22 protein-coding genes and 1 pseudogene are annotated in these 20,557 nt (G+C 66.2%); 7 read left to right on the top strand and 16 right to left on the bottom strand.

Annotated elements, in window-relative coordinates; genetic code table 11:
- Positions 1-157: 157 nt before the first annotated feature.
- The 3 genes from QQK95_RS12425 to QQK95_RS12415 all read right to left on the bottom strand — a co-directional run bounded on the left by QQK95_RS12425 (position 158) and on the right by QQK95_RS12415 (position 3,800).
- Entirely contained in the window at positions 158-1,174 is a 1,017-nt protein-coding gene (locus QQK95_RS12425; RefSeq protein ID WP_284272674.1) for an ABC transporter permease, read from the bottom strand.
- Positions 1,171-2,769, bottom strand: a complete 1,599-nt coding sequence (locus QQK95_RS12420) for a sugar ABC transporter ATP-binding protein (protein WP_284272671.1) — start codon at positions 2,767-2,769, stop codon at positions 1,171-1,173. The genes QQK95_RS12425 and QQK95_RS12420 overlap by 4 nt, the downstream gene beginning before the upstream one ends.
- An 83-nt stretch (positions 2,770-2,852) precedes the next feature.
- Positions 2,853-3,800: a substrate-binding domain-containing protein gene (locus QQK95_RS12415; protein WP_284272670.1), complete on the bottom strand. Its 948-nt coding sequence runs from the start codon at positions 3,798-3,800 to the stop codon at positions 2,853-2,855.
- A 359-nt stretch (positions 3,801-4,159) separates the two neighbouring features.
- Between QQK95_RS12415 and QQK95_RS12410 the strand changes: the two genes are divergently transcribed.
- The gene (locus QQK95_RS12410) at positions 4,160-4,858 is read left to right on the top strand and encodes a RibD family protein (protein ID WP_284272668.1); all 699 of its coding nucleotides are present in this window, start codon (positions 4,160-4,162) and stop codon (positions 4,856-4,858) included.
- Between the two features lie 12 nt (positions 4,859-4,870).
- Here the strand turns inward: QQK95_RS12410 and QQK95_RS12405 are convergent, their stop codons facing one another.
- On the bottom strand, positions 4,871-5,755 hold the full coding sequence (locus QQK95_RS12405) for an SDR family oxidoreductase (protein ID WP_284272666.1): 885 nt from the start codon (positions 5,753-5,755) through the stop codon (positions 4,871-4,873).
- 78 nt (positions 5,756-5,833) lie between these two features.
- Between QQK95_RS12405 and QQK95_RS12400 the strand changes: the two genes are divergently transcribed.
- Entirely contained in the window at positions 5,834-6,664 is an 831-nt protein-coding gene (locus QQK95_RS12400; protein WP_284272663.1) for a helix-turn-helix transcriptional regulator, read from the top strand.
- A gap of 29 nt (positions 6,665-6,693) precedes the next feature.
- On the opposite strand, the gene QQK95_RS12395 is transcribed toward QQK95_RS12400, so the two are convergent.
- From QQK95_RS12395 to QQK95_RS12385, 3 genes are read right to left on the bottom strand one after another with little or no spacing between them, the layout of a single operon-like run.
- Positions 6,694-7,140 carry an SRPBCC family protein gene (locus tag QQK95_RS12395; protein WP_284272661.1) on the bottom strand — a complete coding sequence of 149 codons (447 nt, stop codon included), beginning with the start codon at positions 7,138-7,140 and terminating at the stop codon, positions 6,694-6,696.
- Positions 7,137-7,919, bottom strand: a complete 783-nt coding sequence (locus QQK95_RS12390) for an IclR family transcriptional regulator (RefSeq protein ID WP_284272659.1) — start codon at positions 7,917-7,919, stop codon at positions 7,137-7,139. Before QQK95_RS12390 ends, QQK95_RS12395 begins: the two co-directional genes overlap by 4 nt.
- A 44-nt stretch (positions 7,920-7,963) precedes the next feature.
- Positions 7,964-9,172, bottom strand: coding sequence for an adenosylhomocysteinase (locus tag QQK95_RS12385; protein ID WP_284272657.1), 1,209 nt, complete (start codon positions 9,170-9,172; stop codon positions 7,964-7,966).
- A gap of 163 nt (positions 9,173-9,335) precedes the next feature.
- On the opposite strand from QQK95_RS12385, the gene blh reads away from it, so the two are divergent.
- From blh to QQK95_RS12360, 5 genes are read left to right on the top strand one after another with little or no spacing between them, the layout of a single operon-like run.
- Positions 9,336-10,631, top strand: coding sequence for a bifunctional sulfur transferase/dioxygenase Blh (gene blh / locus QQK95_RS12380; protein ID WP_284273009.1), 1,296 nt, complete (start codon positions 9,336-9,338; stop codon positions 10,629-10,631).
- Between the two features lie 26 nt (positions 10,632-10,657).
- Positions 10,658-10,963, top strand: coding sequence for a sulfite-sensing transcriptional repressor BigR (bigR, locus tag QQK95_RS12375; RefSeq protein ID WP_284273007.1), 306 nt, complete (start codon positions 10,658-10,660; stop codon positions 10,961-10,963).
- Positions 10,960-11,370 (top strand): YeeE/YedE family protein, encoded by a 411-nt coding sequence (locus tag QQK95_RS12370; RefSeq protein WP_284272654.1) that lies wholly within the window; start codon positions 10,960-10,962, stop codon positions 11,368-11,370. The genes bigR and QQK95_RS12370 overlap by 4 nt, the downstream gene beginning before the upstream one ends.
- A complete protein-coding gene (locus QQK95_RS12365) occupies positions 11,367-11,801 on the top strand; it encodes a DUF6691 family protein (RefSeq protein ID WP_284272652.1) in 435 nt (144 codons plus the stop codon). Before QQK95_RS12370 ends, QQK95_RS12365 begins: the two co-directional genes overlap by 4 nt.
- Complete coding sequence (locus QQK95_RS12360; protein WP_284272650.1) at positions 11,798-12,580, top strand: sulfite exporter TauE/SafE family protein; 783 nt, start codon at positions 11,798-11,800, stop codon at positions 12,578-12,580. Before QQK95_RS12365 ends, QQK95_RS12360 begins: the two co-directional genes overlap by 4 nt.
- Before the next feature lie 21 nt (positions 12,581-12,601).
- Here the strand turns inward: QQK95_RS12360 and QQK95_RS12355 are convergent, their stop codons facing one another.
- From QQK95_RS12355 to QQK95_RS12315, 9 genes and pseudogenes are all read right to left on the bottom strand, one after another.
- Entirely contained in the window at positions 12,602-13,198 is a 597-nt protein-coding gene (locus QQK95_RS12355) for a class I SAM-dependent methyltransferase (RefSeq protein WP_284272648.1), read from the bottom strand.
- A 184-nt stretch (positions 13,199-13,382) separates the two neighbouring features.
- On the bottom strand, positions 13,383-14,624 hold the full coding sequence (gene arsK, locus QQK95_RS12350; RefSeq protein WP_284272646.1) for an arsenite efflux MFS transporter ArsK: 1,242 nt from the start codon (positions 14,622-14,624) through the stop codon (positions 13,383-13,385).
- Positions 14,621-16,013, bottom strand: a pseudogene (locus QQK95_RS12345) (NAD(P)-binding protein). Before QQK95_RS12345 ends, arsK begins: the two are co-directional and overlap by 4 nt.
- A 42-nt stretch (positions 16,014-16,055) precedes the next feature.
- Positions 16,056-16,376, bottom strand: coding sequence for an ArsR/SmtB family transcription factor (locus QQK95_RS12340; protein WP_284272645.1), 321 nt, complete (start codon positions 16,374-16,376; stop codon positions 16,056-16,058).
- Between the two features lie 65 nt (positions 16,377-16,441).
- Complete coding sequence (arsC, locus tag QQK95_RS12335) at positions 16,442-16,864, bottom strand: arsenate reductase (glutaredoxin) (protein WP_284272642.1); 423 nt, start codon at positions 16,862-16,864, stop codon at positions 16,442-16,444.
- The gene (locus QQK95_RS12330; RefSeq protein ID WP_284272640.1) at positions 16,861-17,562 is read right to left on the bottom strand and encodes an aquaporin; all 702 of its coding nucleotides are present in this window, start codon (positions 17,560-17,562) and stop codon (positions 16,861-16,863) included. Before QQK95_RS12330 ends, arsC begins: the two co-directional genes overlap by 4 nt.
- Positions 17,563-17,569: 7 nt before the next feature.
- The gene (locus QQK95_RS12325; RefSeq protein WP_284272638.1) at positions 17,570-17,902 is read right to left on the bottom strand and encodes an ArsR/SmtB family transcription factor; all 333 of its coding nucleotides are present in this window, start codon (positions 17,900-17,902) and stop codon (positions 17,570-17,572) included.
- Positions 17,903-17,968: 66 nt separating this feature from the next.
- The gene (locus QQK95_RS12320; RefSeq protein ID WP_284272636.1) at positions 17,969-19,882 is read right to left on the bottom strand and encodes a diguanylate cyclase; all 1,914 of its coding nucleotides are present in this window, start codon (positions 19,880-19,882) and stop codon (positions 17,969-17,971) included.
- Positions 19,883-20,040: 158 nt separating this feature from the next.
- Positions 20,041-20,557 (bottom strand): LysR substrate-binding domain-containing protein (locus QQK95_RS12315; RefSeq protein ID WP_284272634.1); only part of this gene is annotated, 517 nt, incomplete at its 5' end.

Raw genomic sequence — 20,557 nt, 5'->3', positions numbered from 1 at the left:
AGACGGATGAGGAGTGCTCCAGCTTGGCGCCACGCTTGTTCTGCGGCGGGTATATCGGCGCAAAATCATCAACGCCTCGTTCCGTCGAACACCCCTCATCCGTCTCGGCGCTTCGCGCCGATCCACCTTCCCCCACAAGGGGGGGAAGGAAGAGCGCTCATCTCCGCACCCGCGACTTCAGCCACCGGTCGAACGCCACCGCCAGGATCAGGATCAGCCCGATCACGATGCTTTGCGTGTAGGACGAGACATTGTTGAACTGCAGCCCGTTCTGCAGCACGCCGATCAGCGCCGCCCCCACAACCGTGCCGCCGACCGAGCCGATGCCGCCAAACAGCGAGGTGCCGCCGATGACGACGGCGGAGATCACCGTCAGCTCGTAGCCGATGCCGGCGACCGCTTCCGAGGAATTGAGCCGCGCCGACAGCACGAAGGCGGCGAGCCCGGCGAAGAAGCCGACGATGACATAGACCGAGATCAGGATGCGGTCGACGCGCAGGCCCGACAGCCGTGCGGCCTCGGCATTGCCGCCGACGGCATAGACGGCGCGGCCATAGCGCGTGTAGCGCAGCACGATGTGGCACAGGATCGCGGCGATGGCGAAGATAATCGCCGGCACCGGCACCGGGCCGATCAACCCCGTGCCGAACCAGCGCATCGAGGCGTCGAAGCCCGAGATCGGGCCGCCATTGGAGATGGTCAGCGTCAGCCCGCGAAACACCGTCAGCCCGCCCAGCGTGACGACGAAGGGCGGCACTTTCAGCCTGGTGATGGCAAGCCCCTGCACGCCGCCGGCGGCGGCGCCGACAATGACGGCGGCGAGCAGTGCGGCGAACCAGCCATAGCCCTGCGTTCCTGACGTCGACAGCGACAGCGTGTTGGCCGCGCCGCCCTTGGCGACGACGGCCGCGACCATGCCGCAGAAGGCCAGCAGCGAGCCGACCGACAGGTCGATGCCGGCGGTGAGGATGACGAAGGTCATGCCGAGCGCGATCAGCCCGGTGATCGAGATCTGCCGGGTGATGTTGAACAGGTTGATCGGGTCGATGAAGCTCGGCTTCAAAACGGTGAAGACGACGACCAGCGCCGCCAGGAACAGCAGCGGCCCGAAACTCATCAACAGCCGCGCGATCGTCGCGCCGCCGCGCTGGCTCTGCTCTTCGGCGATGCTCATCGTGCCTGATCCTCCGCATCCTGCCCAAGCGCGTCTTGCCCAAGCGCATCTTGGCTGTCGAGCGCCATCAGTTCCATCAGTTTTTCCTCGTTTGCCTCGACGCCCGGCATCTCGCCGGTGATGCGGCCCCGGCGCATGGTGACGATGCGGTCCGACACCGCCAGCACTTCGGGCAGCTCGGACGAGATCATCATCACCGCGATGCCGCGTGCCGCCAATTGCACCAGGATCTGGTGCACCTCCGCCTTGGCGCCGACATCGACGCCGCGCGTCGGCTCGTCGACGATCAGCACTTTCGGATCGCGCGCCAGCCAGCGCGCCAGGATCACCTTCTGCTGGTTGCCGCCCGACAGGCCCTCGATCGCCTGCTCGGCCGAGGCCATGCGGATCGACAGCATTTTCCTGAAACCCGACAGCGCATCGCGCTCGCGCCGCTCGGCCATGAAGCCGAAGCCGTTGCTGAACGTGCCCAGCGAGGCGACGGAGAAATTCGGCAGGATGCCGAGCGCGGCAAAGATCGCCTGGTGCTTGCGGTCCTCCGGCACCAGGCCGATGCCGAGCGCGATGGCGTCCGCCGGCGATGCCGGCGCGATCTGTTTGCCGTCCAGCATGATCGTGCCCGCCGCGATGCGGTCGGCGCCAAAAATGGCGCGCGCCAGTTCCGTGCGGCCCGAGCCGACAAGCCCGGCGACGCCGAGGATCTCGCCGGCCTTGAGATCGATGTCGACGCCGTCGAGCACGATGGCATGCGGCGCCTCGGGATCGCGCACGGTGCGCAAGCCGCGCACCGACAAAACGATGTCGCCGGCCACCGCGCGCTGTGCCGGCCTTGCATAAAGTTCGGAAGCCGCGCGGCCGACCATTTTCTCGATGATCCGCGGCAGCAGGATCGGCCGCCCCTTGTCGCGGTCGAGATGCCCGGCCAGCCTGCCGTCGCGCAGCACCGTCATGCGGTCGCAGATGGCGGAGGCCTCCTCCAGCCGGTGGGTGACGAACATGATGGCGACCTTGTCCTGGCGCAGCCGGCCCATGATCGACAAGAGCCGCTGCACCTCCGTCTCGGTCAGCGCCGAGGTCGGTTCGTCCATGATGATCAGCCGGCTCCTCAGCGACAGGGCGCGGGCGATCTCGACCAGCTGCTGCTCGGCCACCGACAGCGCCGAGACCGGCGTCATCGGATCGATGGAAAGGCCGACGCGGGCGATGATGTCGCGCGAGTCCCGCTCCATGCGCTTCCAGCTCACCAGTCCCAGCGGACCTGTCGGCGCGCGGCCGATAAAAATGTTCTCCGCCACCGTCAGCGTCGGGATCAGGCTGAGTTCCTGGTAGATGGTGACGATGCCGAGCCGCTTGGCATCCTGCGGGCTGGATGGCGCGTAGTCGGCGCCGTCGAAAGTGATGCGCCCGCTGGACGGCGGCATGACGCCGGACAGGATTTTCAAGAGCGTCGATTTGCCGGCGCCGTTTTCGCCGAGCAGGCCGAGGATTTCGCCGGGGTGGATGTCGAGCGAGACGTCGCTCAGCGCGGTGACACCGGCGAAATGCTTGGTGACGCCCTCGACGGCAAGCAGGACGGGTGCGGCTTCAGCTGGCAAGGGTTGCTCCCGTATTACGGCAGGTCAGAGGGGGCGACAAAACGCGACGTCCCCTCCTTCATGTGCTCAGCTTTCACGAGCCCCTACTTCGTCTCGCTCAACCTCTCGGCCTTGTCGAGATTGTCCTTGCCGATGACGATCGGCGTCAGAAGCACCAGCTTCTCCTTCGGCTCGGTCTTGTTCTTGGCGTAGGCGACCGCGATCTGCACGGCGGTGCGCGATTGCTGGCCGGGGAACTGTTCGACCGTGCCGGCGAGCTTGCCGTCGCGCACCGCGACCAGTGCTTCCGGCAGCGCGTCGAACCCGTAGATCTTGACGTCGGTGAAGTTGCGCGCCGCACACGCCTCGAGCGCGCCGAGCGCCATGTCGTCATTGGCGCAGATGATGGCGTCCGGCTTGCCGTTGGCGGCGAGGCCGGCTTCCGTCACCGACAGCGCCTCGGCGCGAGCGAAGTTGGCGGTCTGCTCGAAGATGATCTGGTACTTGTCCTTCAAGGGATCGAGCACATTGTGCACGCCCTTGTTGCGGTCGATCGCCGGGCCGGCGCCCGGCTGGCCCTGCAGGTGGAACAGCTTGGCGCCGTTGGGGAACGCCGCCACCATCGCACTGGCCTCCGCTTCGCCGCCCTTGACATTGTCGGCGCCGACATGGGCGAGGATGCCCTGGACACCGTCGACGCGGCGGTCGATCGTCACCACGGGAACGCCGGCCTTTACCGCTTCCTCGATCGCCGGCGCCAGCGCGTTGACGTCGAGCGGCGAAATCACGATGGCGTTGACCTTCTGCACCAGCGCCGCCTCGATGTCGGCGGTCTGCTTGGTGGCCGAGTTCTGGCCGTCGCTTTCGGTCAGGTTGACGCCCTGCGCCTGCGCTTCCGCCTTGATCTCGTTCAGCATGTGCACGAAGAACGGAAAGCCGAGATTGGGCACCGAGCCAAGGATGGTGAGCTTGTCATCGGCGAATGCCGAACGCGCGGCCAGCATCATGGCGCCGGCGGCCACGGACGTCATCAGGAATTCACGTCTGTTCATGGGTTGATCCTCCTCCACGAGAACGCACGCCCCGGAAACCGGGACGGTTTCAGGAAGGACCATGCGTCGGTTCAAAGTGTTGGAGCATCCTCCTTGCGCGGGACAGCGCATGCCGCTCCAACTGATCGCCGTAGCAAAACTGCCTCCCATCGGCATCAGCAAATGGATGCTAACCCAGGGTCAACCATTTGTGCAACATCGATATAACAGTGCTGGCAGGCGAATTATCGGAATTGTCGGAATTTTGATCAAACCGACCTGCCTCGGCTTCCATTCCGGCGCCGCGGCCCTAGTTTGAACCCCGATTCATTCCTGAGGCCCAGTCATTCCTGAAGATCAGTCCATCCCTGGAGAATTGCATGAAGCCGCACGTCATCTGCCATATGCTCGCCTCGCTCGATGGCAGTCTTCATCCGAGCCGCTACACCGCGAGCCCGGACGGGACCCGGGCCGAATGGTCGGGCCTCTATGAGCAGATCCACGCAGACCTCCAGGGCGACGCCTGGATCGTCGGGCGTGTCACCATGGCCGAGATGAGCAAGGCCGGCGCGCACCCGCCGGCGCAGATCGGCAAGGTCGAGCGGCCGCATCATTTCGCGCAGCGCGACGCGGGAACCTACGCCGTGGCGCTCGATGCCTCCGGCAAGCTCCACTTCGCCAAGCCCGATGTCGGTGGCGACCATGTCGTGGTGCTGCTCGGGCGTGACGTCGCCGACAGCCATCTGGCGGAACTCGCCGCCGACGGCGTGTCCTACATCGTGTCGGAAACGGCCGAGATCGATCTCGCCGCCATGCTCGATGTGCTCGGACGGGAGCTCGCAATCCGCCGGCTGCTGCTCGAAGGCGGCGCCGGCATCAACGGCTCCTTCTTCGCGGCCGGGCTTGTCGACGAACTAAGCCTGCTTGTCGCGCCCGCGCTCGATGCGCGGGCGGGAAACCAGGGTTTTGTCGAGTTCGGCGAAAGCGGCCTCGCCGGCAGGATGCAGCTGTCGCTGACAAGCTGCGAAACGCTGGCGCACGGGCTTGTTCACTTGCGCTACGCCGTCAGGCCTGGCTGAGGCCGCAGCGCCTCAATAGCGCATGGCGTCGAGATCGGCGATCAGCGTCGGGCCGGTCGGCTGCCAGCCGAGCCGCGCCTGGGTCAGCGCGCTGGAGGCCGGCAGGTCCATGGGAGCAAACATTCCCATCCAGCCAAAGTGCTCCGCCGCCTTTTCCGGCGCAATCGAGACGACCGGCAATTTCAGGCCCCGGCCAAGCGCCTCGGCAATGGCGCGCACCTCGACGCCTTCCTCGCCGACCGCGTGGTAGCGCGCGCCCGGCTGGCGCTTTTCGACGGCAAGCCGGTAGAGCCGCGCGGCGTCAAGGAGATGCCCTGCCGAATAGCGGTTGCGGCCTTCGCCGACATAGGCCGAGACGCCTTTTTCACGCGCGATCTCGATGAGCGGCGAGATCAGCCCCTGCTTGACCGGATTGTGCACCTGCGGCAGGCGCACGACCGACAAATTGATGCCGGCCTCCAGCAAGGCATTGCCGGCGAGTTCCGAGGCGATGCGCGGATTGGGATGGCTGGCGTTGAAGACGTCCTCGACCGCCAGCTGGCCATGTCCGGGACTGCCCATGCCGACGCCCGACGTGATCACCAGCGGCCGGTCGGATCCGGCGAGTGCCTCGCCGAGCGCCGCGATGACTTGGCTGTCCTTTTCGCAGTTCTCGGCAAAGCGCGAGAAATCATGGTCGAACGCGGTGTGGATCACGGCGTCCGCCTTCGCCGCGCCGTCGCGCAGGCCTGCCGGTTCCTCGAGGGTTCCGCGATGCACTTCGGCGCCTGCGGCCGCCAGTGCTTCGGCGCCGGCGTCGGACCGGGTGACGCCGATCACCTGATGGCCGGCCTGAATGAGTTCGGGAACGAGCGCCGAGCCGATGAACCCGGTGGCGCCGGTCAAAAAGATACGCATGCAAAATCTCCTGCACAATTGCCTGCGCAGTATCGACGGTCTATTATTCCATTAAAGTAGTGATCTTATCATGGTATAATGGCTAACAGGATGCCCATCCCCGGTTCGCTCGCAGCCTTCCTGAAAGACCGGCGCACCCGGCTCGATCCCGCCTCGTTCGGCTTTTCCGGGCGACGGCGCACGCCGGGGCTGCGCCGCGAAGAGGTCGCCCAGCGCGCCAACATCAGCCCGACCTGGTACACTTGGCTGGAACAGGGCCGTGGCGGCGCGCCTTCGGCCGATGTGCTGAACCGCATCGCCAAGGGGCTGCTTTTGACCGAAGCGGAGCGCGAACACCTCTTCATGCTGGGGCTCGGGCGCCCGCCCGAAGTCCGCTACCGGGGCGACGAGGGCGTCAGCCCCCGGCTGCAGCGCCTCATCGACACGCTCGAGGCCAGCCCTGCTTTGGTCAAGACCGCGACCTGGGACGTCGTCGCCTGGAACCGCGCCGCCGAGATCGTGCTGACCGACTACGGCACCATCCCCGCCGGCCGGCGCAACATATTGCGCTTCATGTTCCTCACGCCCCATATCCGCGCCAAGCAGCATGATTGGGAAAACCTTGCCCGTTTCGTGGTCGGCGCGTTCCGGGCCGATGCGGCGCGCGCCGGCGCGGTCTCCGAGGTCACCCAACTGGTGGACGAACTGTGCAGCGGCAGCGCCGAATTCGCCACCCTGTGGCAGGAGAACGACGTGCTCGCCCATGGCGACGGGACAAAGCGCCTGAAGCACCCGGAACTGGGTGACATCGAGCTGGAATACTCGTCCTTCGCGGTCGACGGCCGGCCGGATCTGAACCTGACCGTCTATAACCCTGTCGACAGCGATGTCGCCGACCGCATCCGGGCTTTGGCCAAGCGCCAGAGGTAAGACCGGCGCCGCCGCGATGGCGCCCCTCTTCAACGCCGCTCGCACATCGTCTTCAGGATCTGCAAGGTCGGTCCCCAGTAGAGATTGGCGTGCGGACGGATCGCCGGTTCGGCGAAGTCGCTGAGCGTCAGCGTCAGCCGTGTTCCCCCATCCGCCGGCGCGAGAGCAAAGCTGACCAGCGTGTGGTTTTCGGGCAGGTCCGCCAGGCGCGAGGCCGACAGCGTGCTCCAGTAACCGTAGGCGAAGCTCTTCTCCGGCTCGAAGGCGCGGACGGTGCCATGGTTCTCGAACGCCATGCCGTGCAGCAGCCCGCTTATCACGATCGCGCCGCCGGCATGCGCTTCCAGGCTGACGGTCAGGTCCTCGTCCGACATCCATTGCGGGATCATTCCAGGCGTCGTCAGCACGTGCCAAACCTTGGCCGGCGCGGCGGCAATGGCGATGGTCTTGACGATCGGCGCGGAGGGATCGGTCACGACGCGCTTTCGCCTGACGGCTCGGGCACCAGCACCAGCCCGATCTCCTGCGCCGCCTGCGCGGCATGGCGGCGCACGGTGGCGATGTCGAGCGTGCTGTAGGTGGTCGCCACATAGGGCACGGTGAGTGCCGCGACCGACTGGCCGAACGGCCCGATGACCGGAAAGGCAAGATCGATCACGCCCGGCTGCAGTCCGTCCGCCACCTCCTCACGGCCGGCGGCACGGATGCGCGCAAGCGCGTCATGCATGCCGGCCTTTTCATCAGGGATACCAGAGGCTTGCAGCCATTGATTGATTCTGTCCTGCGGCTGGAACGCCATCAGCGCGCGGCCGGTGGCGGTGGCAAACAGCGGAAACTCGGCGCCGACGCGGACGCGGAAGCCGAACGCCGCCGGACTTTCCACCTGCGCCAGGATCAGCACCCGTCCGGCATTGTGGACGCCGAGATTGCAGGATTGCTGGATGGCGTCGGACAGCCGCCGCATCGACGGCAGCGCCGCCTGGACAAGGCCGCGCAGCGGCTCGTGCCGATGCGCCAGTTCGAACAGGCGCGGCGACAGGAAATAGAGCCCGGCCGGGCGGTCGCGGAAGATGTAGCCGCGCCGCTCCAGCGCCTGCAGCACGCGGTAGATCTGGTGGATCGAGCGGCCGACCGCCTCGGAAATCTGGCCCTGGTTCAGCCCGTCCTCCTGCTCGGCCAGCAGTTCGATGATGTCGAACGCCTTTTCCAGGGCCGGAACCGAATAGTCCGGCGCATCCGCGATTTTGCCAGCCATGCAAGCTTTCCAGGACCAGAATCAGGAACCGCGGGGAAGTATAGTCAGCGTGCTGCCCCCATCGTAGCCATCATCAGCCGGGCGATGCGCCTGTTGATGTCGTCGGGCACCGGCTGCGCGCCGGCCGCCGGCCTTTCGCCCGCAGCCCCCTCGCCCTTCACCACCCGCTCCAGCGACAGCGCCTGCAGCATGAAGCCGATATCCATGGATTCGATCGAATTGCCCTTCGGCTCGCTGCCGGCAAGGTTGAACATGCGCCCCTCGGCGACGAGGATGACATGCTTTCCATTGGTGAGGTCGAGACGCCGCAAGGTGCCGTCGAGATCGGTGGTGCTGGTCGTCACGGCGGCGAGACCCTCGGTGTCGATCTCCCAAGGGAAATGCCCGGAATTGGCCAGCACCGCGCCATCCGCCATGGCGGTGATGGCCTCGGCCGGCAGCACGCCAGCGCGACCGGTGGCTGTGATGAACACCTGCGCCCACGGTGCCAGTTCCGCCAGCGGCGCCACCCGGTAGCCGTCGAGTGCGGCCTCCAGCGCCTTGATCTCGTCGATCTCGACAACCGCGACCCGGCCGCCGAGTGCCCGCAAATATTGCGCGATGCCGCGCCCGCACCAGCCATAGCCGATGACGCAGAAGCGGCGGCCGGGGATCATCAGATTGGTGATGCGCATGAAGCTTTCCACCACCGACTGGCCGACCGCGTGCTTGTTCTCGCCGATCGCCTTCAGCGGGCTGTCATTGATGACGATGGAGGGGAATGGCACCTTCCCGGCCAGTTCGCCGCGCAGCCGGTCACCGCCCGACGTCGTCTCCTCGGTGCCGCCCAGGATGGACGCCGCCCTGCCGCGTTCTACAATGCCGGCGGCAAGGTCGGCGCCATTGTCGAGCAGCATGTCGGGCTGCGCGTCCAGCACCCGCGCCAGATTGGCATGATGATCGGCAAGCGTATCGGCGCGGCGGCCGAACACGCCGATGCCCTGGCTTTGCAGGAAGGCGACGACATCGTCCTGCGTCGAACCGTGATTGCCGGTACCGATTATCTCGGCACCGCCTCCGGCCAGCACTTCCAGCAGAACCGCCGTCTTCGGCTCGATATGCAGTGACATGCCGATGCGCCTGCCGGCGAAGGGGCGATTGGCGCGGAACTCTTCACGCAGCGTGGCCAGCATCGCCATGCGCGAGCGGATCCAGGCAACACGGCCGCGGCCAAGCTCGACCAGTTCCGCATTCGCCGGATTGACCTGGGTCATTCCACCTCCAACACATACAAAAAAGTTTTTTGCATATGTCAAATATGACAGAAGCTCGTCAAGCCGGCAACCCGGCCGCGAAATTTCCAGGCAGGCACCTTGCGCGAGTCATCATTATACATTATTTGCAATTGTATATTGATGAGAACCCCAGGTGCTCGATATGACCATGATCCGTGTAAATGACGTGCTGAGCGTTGGCCCCCAGCCCTCGATCTCCGAAATCCGGTCGCTTGCCGGCCATGGGTTTGCGGGATTGATCAACGCCCGGCCTGACGGGGAAGAGGCCTCCCAGCCCGGAAACGTCGCCGAGCGGGAGGCGGCTGATCACGCCGATGTTTCCTACACCTTCATACCCGTCACGATGCCGACCATCACCGAGGCGGACGTGCGGGCCTTCCAGGCGGCCATGGCCGATACCGGCGGCCCGGTCTTTGCGCATTGCAAGACCGGCACGCGCGCCCTGACCCTGTATGCATTGGGCGAAGCGCTCGACGGCCGTATGTCGTCCCAGGATATCGCGGCTCTCGGACAGAAGCTCGGCATCGACCTGTCGGCGGCGGCGCGATGGTTCGAAGCGCACAGGCAACTGCGACCTGACGTGAAGGGATTCTTCGATCCCCGGACAGGGAGCGCGCAGTATGTGGTTTCGGACCCGGACACCCGAAAATGCGCCATTGTCGATCCGGTTCTTGATTTCGACGAGAAGTCCGGAGCGACCACGACGCGCAACGCCGACGCGATGCTTTCCTACATTGCCGAGAACGGGTTGAGCGTCGAATGGATTCTCGACACCCATCCTCACGCCGACCATTTGTCGGCCGCGCAGTATCTGAAAGAGAAGACGGGCGCCCCGACCGCGATCGGCGCGCCGGTGGTCGATGTCCAGCGCCTGTGGCGGGGCATCTACAACTGGCCGGAACTTCGCGTCGACGGCTCGCAGTGGGACAGGCTGTTCTCGGATGGCGACACTTTCAAGGTCGGCTCCATAGCCGCGCGCGTGATGTTTTCGCCCGGTCACACCCTGGCGTCGATCACCTACGTGATCGGCAACGCGGCCTTTGTTCACGACACCATCTTCATGCCTGACAGCGGCACGGCTCGTGCCGATTTTCCCGGTGGTGACGCTCGCATCCTGTGGAAATCGATCCAGAAGATCCTGGAGCTTCCGGACGAAACCCGCCTGTTCACGGGCCATGACTACCAGCCGGGTGGACGCGCGCCGAAATGGGAAAGCACGGTCGGCGAACAGAAGCGCGCCAATGCACACCTGGCCGGCGTGGACGAAGAGGCCTTTGCCGGACTGCGAGCGGCGCGTGACCGAACGCTGCCGATGCCGAGACTCATCCTGCATGCCTTGCAGGTCAACATCCAGGCGGGGCGTCTGCCGGAGCCGGAGGCAAACGGTACGCGCTATCTGAAATTTCCCCTCGACGCATTGCAAGGAGCCGTGTGGTGAGCGAGATCCAGCCCGATGTGGTGAACATGTCGCCCGCCGCCATGGAATCGCGCGCCGGCGAAGTGGCGGCCTTGTTGAAGACACTGGCGCATCCGATGCGGCTGATGCTCGTCTGCACCCTTGTCGAAGGCGAGTATTCGGTCAGCCGGCTGGAAGAGATGCTCGACATCCACCAACCGAACCTTTCCCAGCAACTGACGGTGTTGCGCGACGCCAACATCGTGGAAACGCGGCGAGACGGGAAACAGATCTTCTACCGGCTGACCGCCGAGAAGGCCGCTCAACTGGTTGCAGCGCTTTACACGATCTTCTGTTCGGAAGGCCAACCATGACCTCTTATCTCGTATCCCTTCTTGGTGGGACCCTTATCGGTCTCTCATCGGTCATAATGCTGATGCTGAACGGCAGGATCGCCGGCGTCAGCGGGATTGTCGGCAGGGCGGTGCAAGGCGTCGGTGTCTGGACGAACGGCGCCTTCGTCGCCGGATTGCTGCTTGGCCCGGTGGTGCACTTCGCCGCCTTTCGTCATTGGCCCACCGTGACGGTGACGGCATCGCTGCCATTGGTCATGCTCGCGGGATTGCTGGTCGGCTTCGGATCCCGGATGGGCTCGGGTTGCACCAGCGGTCACGGCGTGATGGGGCTGGCCCGGCTATCGCCACGTTCGATCGCCGCGGTCCTGACATTCCTTGCGAGCGGCATCGCGGCCGTCGCGCTTCTTCGCGGAGCAGTCCTGTGAGACACACCAAACTGCAGCCTGTTGCCGCCTTGGCCGCGGGCACCCTTTTCGGGCTTGGCCTGGCACTGTCGGGCATGCTCGATCCTGTCCGCGTCCAGGGCTTTCTCGACATCTTTGGCGCGTGGGACCCGAGCCTGGCCTTCGTGCTGGGCGGTGCCGTCGCGGTTGCGATGGCAGGCATGGCCTGGCTGCGGCGGATGTCGCGGCCGCTGCTGGCGGATCGCTTCCATTTGCCGATGAAGTCGCCGATCGACGCCCGTCTGGTCGTCGGCTCGGCAATCTTCGGCCTGGGATGGGGCCTGGGCGGGTTTTGCCCCGGCCCGGCGGTGGCTTCGCTGTCGCTCGGGCTGACGCCAACCCTGGTCTTCGTGGCCTTCATGCTGGCGGGCATGGTCGCCCATGACCGCTTCTTCGTCGGGCGGCCATCATGAGCGCTCCATTACTTGCCACCCTGGGCTCTGGCGGCCTGGTTGGTTTCACCCTTGGTCTTGTCGGCGGCGGCGGATCGATCCTTGCCACGCCGCTGCTGCTCTATGTCGTCGGCGTCGCCCAGCCCCATATTGCCATCGGCACAGGCGCGCTTGCGGTGGCCGCCAACGCATTCGCGAACCTTGGCGGCCATGCCTTGAAGGGTCACGTCTGGTGGCGCTGCGCGCTTGTCTTCGCCGCACTGGGTTCCGTCGGGGCCCTGGCGGGATCGACGCTTGGAAAGTCGATCGACGGGGCGCACCTGCTTTTCTTGTTCGGACTGCTCATGCTGGTGGTTGGCGGTTTGATGGTCCTTCCCAGGCGTGGCACGTCGGCCACGGCCCGGCCCGTCGACGCCAAGATGTGCGCGATGACCGCAGCGGTCGCCATCGTCGCCGGCGCGGCCTCCGGCTTCTTCGGCATCGGTGGCGGCTTCCTCATCGTTCCCGGGCTGATCCTGGCCACCGGAATGCCGACAATCAATGCGATAGGCACGTCCCTGCTTGCCGTCGCGGCCTTCGGTCTCGCCACGGCCTTCAACTACGCGCTATCGGGAATGGTCGACTGGCAGCTGGCCGGCGAATTCATCATTGGCGGCGTTGGTGGTGGCTTGATCGGCATGTTGGCGGCGACCCGCCTGGCATCCTACAAGAACGTGCTCAACCGCATCTTTGCCGCGCTGATCTTTGTCGTTGCGGGCTATGTCCTCTACCGCAGCATCGGCGCGTTCACCCTGGGATAGCGGCCGATCCGGACTTCCGTATCACCCCTTGTGTTCAAACACCGCCCCGTAGTGATAGGGCGGCAGATCAACCACTCGCAGAAGCCGGAAACCAGCAGCTTCCACAACCGCCGCCACCGCTTCGGGTGACATGCGCATCTCCGCCCTGGGGCCGCGGGGCTGACCAAGCACGGTCGTGTGCTCTCGCGGCAGCTGATGCCAATTGACGAGCGCAAACAGACCGCGCGGCTTAAGCGTGCGAGCCACGGCTTTGACGAGGGCCGGCTGATCGGGCACGCCGTGGAAGGTGTTGGCGATCAGCGCAAAATCGATCTTTTCGGGAATCAGTTCCGCGACGTCGCCGGCATCCGCGACAATCCATTTCAGGACCGAAACGCCGAGATGCTTCACCTCGGCCTTGGCCGCCACGATCATTTCCGGGTCGAGGTCGAGCGCATAAACGCGGCCACTGACGATTTTCGCAAGCGGGGCGGTGAAATAGCCGTCGCCGCAGCACAGGTCCAGAGCCGTCATGCCCGGCTCAACGCCCAACGACAGCAGGAGGCCCGACGGGTCCGGCCAAAGCGCCTCCCACCAATCGCGGTCAGGCATGGAGGTGGCGGGAAACATTCCAGTCATGGGCGGACGCTCTAGAATTGCGCTGCGGAGCAGCTTTGACCGGCACGTCGCCAAAGGCAACGCTTCCGTTGCCGACGACGGATCGATCCGATGGCGGTCGGCGAAATCTGCCTGAGCCCTTGCGGCCCCGGCACCAAAGGCGGCGCCCCTGCATAAGTTCTGGTGGCCGGGGCACCGGAGGCTGTCATCCAGCCGCGTTGGGCGCGACCGCGGCCGTGCCGCTCTCCTCACCCCTGCGCGACTGCCGGCTGATCAGCGCGACGGCGGCGAAGGCGGCGATGCCGAACAGGCCAACCACGACATTGAGCCACAGGGCCGGGAAAACGCCGAGGCCCGATATCATCAGGGTCAGGCCGAACGGGGCGAAGGCGGAGCTGAATTGTCGCGCCGCCGTGATCCAGCCGACATAGGAGCCGTAGCGCTCCTGGCCGAACAATTCGAGCGGCAGCGTGCCGCCGACAATGCTCATCAGGCCCGAGCCGAAGCCGAAAAGCACGGCAAACAGCATGGCGCCGGGAACGGAGGGTGCCACCAGCAGCAGCACCGCAAGGCCGCCGGCGAGTGCGGCGGTCGCACCGAGCGCCAGCGATGTCTGTGTCAGGCCCCGGCCGAACAGCATGTTGACCAGCCGGCTCGCCACTTGCGACGGCCCAAACAGGCTGGCGACCAGCACCGAGGCGCCGCCGAGGCCGACCAAAGTGAGCAGCGGCACCATCTGCACGAGAACAGCCGAAAGCATGAAGCCCTCTATGGCAAAGCCGGCCAGCACCAGGACGAACAGGAGCGACCATCGCCCGCCGGGCACGGGCTCCGACAGGCCCGCCGTGTCCGGGACGATCCGCTCCCGCGCCCTGACGGTATGGCTGGAAAGCCGGGCCAGCCACCAATGGATCGGCAGGCAGACAAAGGCGTTGAGCGCGGCAAAGAGAGCGAGAACCTCCCGCCAACCGAGGTGATGATGCAGCAGCGTCGTCAGTGGCCAGAACAGGGTCGAGGCGAAGCCGGCGATCAGGGTGAGATGGGTGATGCCGCGCCGCGCGCCGCCGAGCTGCACGATGGCGACGAAGGCCGTGCTGTAGAGGACGAAGCAGGAGGCGAGTTCCATGGCCAGCACGCCGATGGCAAAGCCGGCGCGCCCCGGCGCCAGCGCACACAACAGCAATGCGCCCGCCGCCGCCAGCGATCCCGGCACCATCAGGCGCCCTGCCCCGACCCGGTCCGCGAGGCTGCCCGCGAACGGCGCCAGGATGGCGCTTGCCAGCAGCGACACCGACAGCACGGCGAACACCCATTGCTGCGACCAGGCGAGTTCCGCCGCCACCGCCGGCGCCAGGATGCTGTAGCTGTAGTAGAGCGTGCCGTAGCCGATGATCTGCGTGGTGCCCAGAGCCCAGATGGCGGAAGCAGGAATCTTGGCGTCGCTCACTCGGCCGCTTCCATCTTGCCGACGCAGCCGCAACCCATTTTGCCGGCGGCCTTGGCGTCGGCATCCGCCACGCAGCAGGCATCGGTCGCCGCAGGCGCCGGTCCGCCGCAGCAACCCTGCGACGCACGGCCCGCCGGCACCGTGCAGACGCCGGTTTCCGGCAGCACCAGTTGCACCGCGTCGGCCGCCGCCACGTCGCCGGCGAGCGCCGCCGCGACCGAGCGCACCTGTTCGTAGCCGGTCAGCAGCAGGAAGGTCGGCGCGCGGCCATAGCTCTTGATGCCGACCGTATAGAAGCCGGGCTCCGGATGGCTGAGCTCGCGGTGGCCGTGCGGCGGCACGTCGCCGCAGGAATGCTCGTTGGGATCGATGAGCGGACCGAGCGCCTTGACGCTCTCCAGCCACGGATCGAGATCGAGCCTGAGCTCGCGGGTCAGCGACAGGTCCGGGCGCTGCCCGGTCGCGGCGATGATGCGGTCGACAGGGCCGAGTTGCAGCAACCCCTCCTCGCTTTGCCCCTCGACGATCAGTCTTCCGTCATGCGCGCGGATGGCAAGCGTCGCAAAGCCGGTCACCAGCTGGACGCGGCCGCTTTCGGCGAGGTCGCGCACATCGGCGCCGAGTTCGCCGCGCGCCGGCAGCTGGTCGGCATCGCCGCCGCCATAGATGCGCACGAGGTCGGTTCCGCGCACCGCCCAGATGAAGGCCGTGCCGGGTGCGCCCTCCGCCAGCCTGGCAAGGTCGAGCAAGGCATTGGCCGCCGAATGGCCGGAACCCGCAACCAGCGTCGTGCGGCCGGCATAGAGCGCGCGGTCGCGGCCCAGAATGTCGGGTATTCCATATGCGATGCGGTCGGCGAAGTCCGCCTCGCCCTCCGCGGCGATGCCGCCGGCGCCGAGCGGGTTGGGCGTGCGCCATGTCCCCGAGGCGTCGATGACCGCGCGGGCACTGTCGCGCCTTGTGCCATCGGCGGTCTCGACCACGAGCATGAAGGGCCGCGTCCCGCGCTCACTGCCGCGCACCTTTGTCGGCGCCCCAGCGCGATATGGCCACGACACGCGCATTGGTTTCGATCGCCGGCGCCAGTTCCGGCAGGCTGGCGAGCGGCTCGAGATAGTGCGCGACAAGTTCGTCGGCGGTGGGAAAGGCTTCCGCGTCGGGCATCCGCCAGCCATGGGCTTCGAGCAACGCCTTGGCCGCCTCATCGACGCAATAGCGCCAGGGCGTGAACACCCGCACATGCCCCCAATCCCGCAGATTGGCGGCGACGCCGCTGCCGGCCTCATAGAGCTTCACCGGCAGGCCCCGGGCGATGAGATGAACGGCGGCCGCCAGGCCAACCGGGCCGGCGCCGATGACGGCGATGGGCGGATCTTCTTGCAGGGCCATATCTTCTATCCTCCCGGTATTATCGAAATAACAGGCAAAAAATCAGGCGGCCGCGTCATCCGCTGCCGGATTGCAGGCAGCATCGGCGCAGCATTCGTCGGCCAGGAAGCCGATGAGATCGTTCATCACGGGGTAGTTGGCGCGGCAGATCAGGGTCGTCGCCTGCCGCTCCTGGCTGACCAGCCCGGTCAGGATCAGCCGGTGCAGATGGTGCGACAGCGTCGAGGCGGCGATGCCGAGGCTCTCCTGCAGGTAACCGACCGGCCGACCCGCCTCGCCGGCCCGCACCAGGATGCGATAGAGGTTCAGCCGCGTCGGATTGCCGAGCGCTTCCAATTGTTTCGCTGCTTGTTCGAGTTTCATGGAAATAGCATGCTGCCGACGATGGAAACCGTCAAGCCCTATTTCGAAAAATATCGAAATAGACTTCAGACGACCGGCTTGCCGGTCGCGTCGATGACGACTTCGCCGTCCTCCTTGGTGAACGGGCCGATATCCGGGTTGGGCAGGATATCGAGCACCGCTTCGGACGGCCGGGCCAGGACTGTTCCCAGCGGCGTCACTACGATCGGCCGGTTGATCAGGATCGGGTGCGCCAGCATGAAATCGATGATCTGGTCGTCGCTCCATTTGGGGTCGCCAAGGCCGAGTTCCGCATAGGGCGTGCCCTTCTCGCGCAGCAATTGGCGCGGCGTCATCGCCATCGCCTTGATCAGTTCGACGAGCCTGTCACGCGACGGCGGCGTCTTCAGATATTCGATCACCTGCGGCTCCTCGCCGGACTGGCGGATGATCGCCAGCGTGTTTCGCGACGTGCCACAGTCCGGGTTGTGATAGATGGTGATGGTCATGGCGCGGCTTTCATCTCGGAAACGGTCTTGTCAGTGAGGGTCTTGGGGTCGGCCAGTAGCCAGCCGGCCAAGGCCAGCGCCAGCAGCGCGCCCGCCAGTTCCGCTGCCATGAAGGCCGGCACATCGGAGGGCCGGATTCCGGCAAACGTGTTGGAGAAGGCACGCGCTATGGCCACCGCCGGATTGGCGAAGGAGGTCGAGGCCGTGAACCAGTAGGCTGATGTGATGTAGAGCCCGACCAGCCAGGGAATGGCGTCGCTCCGAAAGCGCAGGCCGGCAAGGATGGTGAAGACCAGACCGAAACTCGCGACCAGCTCGGCCAGCCACTGCCCCTGCCCGCTGCGCACCGTCGCCGACACCTCGAGCAAGGGCAGCTCGAACATGGCATGCGCGACCAGCGTGCCGGCGAGGCCGCCGAGAATCTGGGCAGCAATGTAGCCCAGCGCCGCCAGCCAGCCGATGTCGCGCCGCAGCCCGAAAACCAGCGTGACGGCCGGGTTGAAATGCGCGCCGGAGACCGGCCCCAGCGTGGTGATCAGCACCACCAGCATGGCGCCGGTCGGAATGGTGTTGCCGAGCAGCGAAAGCGCTGTATCGCCGGTCAGCCGGCTGGCCATGATGCCCGAGCCGACCACCGTGGCGACCAGCATGGCGGTGCCCAGCGCTTCGGCTGCGAGGCGGCGTCGAAGGTCGGTCATGTCGAGCTCAGCATTTGCAGGTCACCGCCTGGAGGATCGGCTGGCAAAGCTCCGGCGCGCCATTGCAGCAATCCTCCATCAGATAGGCCAGCAGATCGCGAAACCCGGTCATGTCGGCCGCGTAGCGGATGCTGCGCCCGTCGCGTTCGGCCTGCACCAGCCCGGCCTGGCCAAGGATCTTCAGATGCGCCGACATGGTGTTCTGCACGGTGCCGAGCCGCGTCGCGATCTCGCCTGCAGGCACGCCCTCGGCCCCGGCCCGCACCAGCAGCCGGAACACCTCCAGCCTGGTTTCCTGGCCGAGTGCTGCGAGCGCCTGCAATGCCGTTGCCTTGCCCATCAATCCACATATCCAGATTTATGGATTGATGGCAGCGGACCATGACAGTGGTGTGACAGCCAGGGCTTACGCTTTGCGCTTGGAACCCGTCGAGCTTGGTTCGCTCAGATGCGGGCGCCAGCCATGCACGCGATCCCGCCCGGCGGCCTTGGCGCCATAGAGGGCCTCGTCGGCGCGCCGCAGCAGATCGGCGATCTCGATGTCGGCGCTCCCGTCGAAAGTGCCAACCCCGATGCTGACGGTGACGACGCCCTTTTCGCTGCCGGCATGGGCAAGACCGAGGTCGCGCACCTTGCCGCGCAGCGTTTCGGCGATGACGAAGGCGCCCCTTGCATCGGTTTCGGGCAGGATGAGCGCGAACTCCTCGCCGCCATAACGGGCCGCGGCGTCGGCTGGCCGGCGGGCCGTCGCCTCGATGCAGCCGCTGACCGCGCGCAGGCATTCGTCGCCCGCAGGGTGCCCATAATGATCGTTGAACCGCTTGAACCAGTCGACATCGATGATGAGCAGGCTGAGCGGCGTGGCGTTGCGCCGGCCGCGGGCGAATTCGCGCGCGAGCGCCTCGTCGAAGGCCCGCCTTGTCATCAGTTCGGTCAGGCCGTCGCGATGCGCCAGGAGGTTCAGCTTCTCGTTGGCGGCGAGCAGCTCGGCCTCGACCTGCTTGGCCTCGGTGATGTCGGAAAACACGCTCAGGCTGCCGCCATTGCCGGTCGGACGGGTCCGCACGTCGAGCCAACGCCCGTCGGCGAGCCGGATCTGGCGGTGGCTGGCATGCGTCTGCGTTGCCATGATCTCGGCAATCCAGCCCTCGACGGCGTCGGGCGGCGTGATGCTTTCGCCGCGTGCGACCGAGGCACGCAGTATGTCGCGATAGTCGGTGCCGGGAACCCTGATGTCGGCCGTCTTCGGAAACATCGCGCGATACTGGGCGTTGCACAGCATCAGCTTTCCCTCAGGATCGAACATCACCAGCCCGTCGGCCATGTGCGTGAGCGCGTCGCCCAGCCTTGCCTGGCTTTCCGCCAGTTCGGTCTCCAGCCGCTTGCGCTCGGTGATGTCGCGATTGTGCGTGATCAGGCCGATGACGGCCCCGGCCTTGTCGCGAAACGGCGCCTTCAACGTCGCCAGCCAGCCATCGGTGCCGTCCTCATGGTGAAGACGCTGCTCGATCGTGGAGGCAACGCCGGACGCCAGGACGGCAAGCTCGTCCTCGCGGAATTGCCGCGCCGTTTCGCTGGGGTAGAAATCGAAATCCGTCTTGCCGATCAGCGCCTTCGCGTTTGCCGCCTGCATCAGCTCGGCCGTCGCCGGATTGGCGACGATGAACCGCCCGTCGAGATCCTTGACGTTGAGGCAATCCGGCAAGGTCTCGACCACGGCCTTGAAGATGCGCCGCGACTGCAGCGCCTCCAGGCGTCGCCGCTCCTGGTAGAGCGCCAGCCCCGACATCGCCACGGAGACGAAGATGAGCAGGGTGGAGGGGAACACCACCTGCGGCAGAACCGTCTGTACGATCGACCGTGGCAGGGCGCTGAGACCAAGCAGCGATCCGCACGCCGTCGCGGCGCCCAGGATCATGATGTCCGCCATTGTCGGCCGGCGGCCCCTCAGCGCAAGATTGCCGGCTATACCGACCAGCATGGTGGCCGCGATCCCGACCGCTCCGGCGAAGGCGCCGATGCCGCCCTCGAAGGTCCTGAAAGCACCTGCCATGACGCCTGCGACGATGCCGGCGACCGGGCCGCCGAAGAAGCCGGCAATCGCAATCATCGTCGCCCTGAGATCGACCAGCACGCCCGGCTGCAACTGCATGGGTGTCAGCATCAGGATGATGGCGCCGGCGCCCATCAGCAGGCCGAAGGCCGTGGCCTTCACCGCGGCCGGCCTGCGATCCAGCCACACATGCGTGTGGATCCAGACCGAAACGAACATCGCAACGACCGCGAGATTGGCCAGTAATTCGGACCAGGGCGAACCCATTGCGCGCCTTTCCTGTCACCGGGCTTTCGCCGTATCGCCCCCTCGATAGTCCCTCAATGACAACAAAGTGTTACGTCAGGCATTTGACTCTGTGGCTCAGGAGCCGGTGGCAGGCAGGGCCGATCGGGCACATCCGGCGGCGCGATATCAGCCCGAAATCACCCCCACCGCATCCCACCGACAAAATCGATGAAGGCGCGTAGCGGCGCCGGTGTGAGGCGGCGGCCGGGGTAGTAGAGGAACGGGCCGGAAAATTCCTGCCACCAGGGCTCCAGCACCGGCTCCAGCCGGCCATCGTCGAAATAGGGGCGCAGCCAGTCCTCGAACAGCGAGACGATGCCGCCGCCGGCGACCGCCACTTCAAGCGCAAGCGCCATGGCCGTGCCGGTGCTGACCAGAAGCGGGCCGGTCGGCTCGACGCTCACCACCTCGCCGTCGCGTTCGAACTCCCAGGGCGGCGTCAGGCCGCTGGCGAAGCGGCCGCGCAGGCAGGCGTGGCGCAGCAGGTCGCGCGGGTGCTCGGGCCGGCCATGCCGGTCGAGATAGGCCGGCGCGGCGGCGGTGGCGTAGTGCTGCCGGCGCGGACCGATCGGTACGGCGATCATGTCCTGCTCCAGCCGCTCTTCATAGCGGATGCCGGCGTCGCAGCCGCTCGCCAGTATGTCGACGAAACTG

The organism is Mesorhizobium huakuii (genome assembly GCF_030160235.1).
Taxonomy (GTDB): Bacteria; Pseudomonadota; Alphaproteobacteria; order Rhizobiales; family Rhizobiaceae; genus Mesorhizobium; species Mesorhizobium huakuii.
The sequence above is the reverse complement of the archived record's forward strand: the minus strand, read 5'-3'. Positions and strand labels throughout refer to the sequence as shown.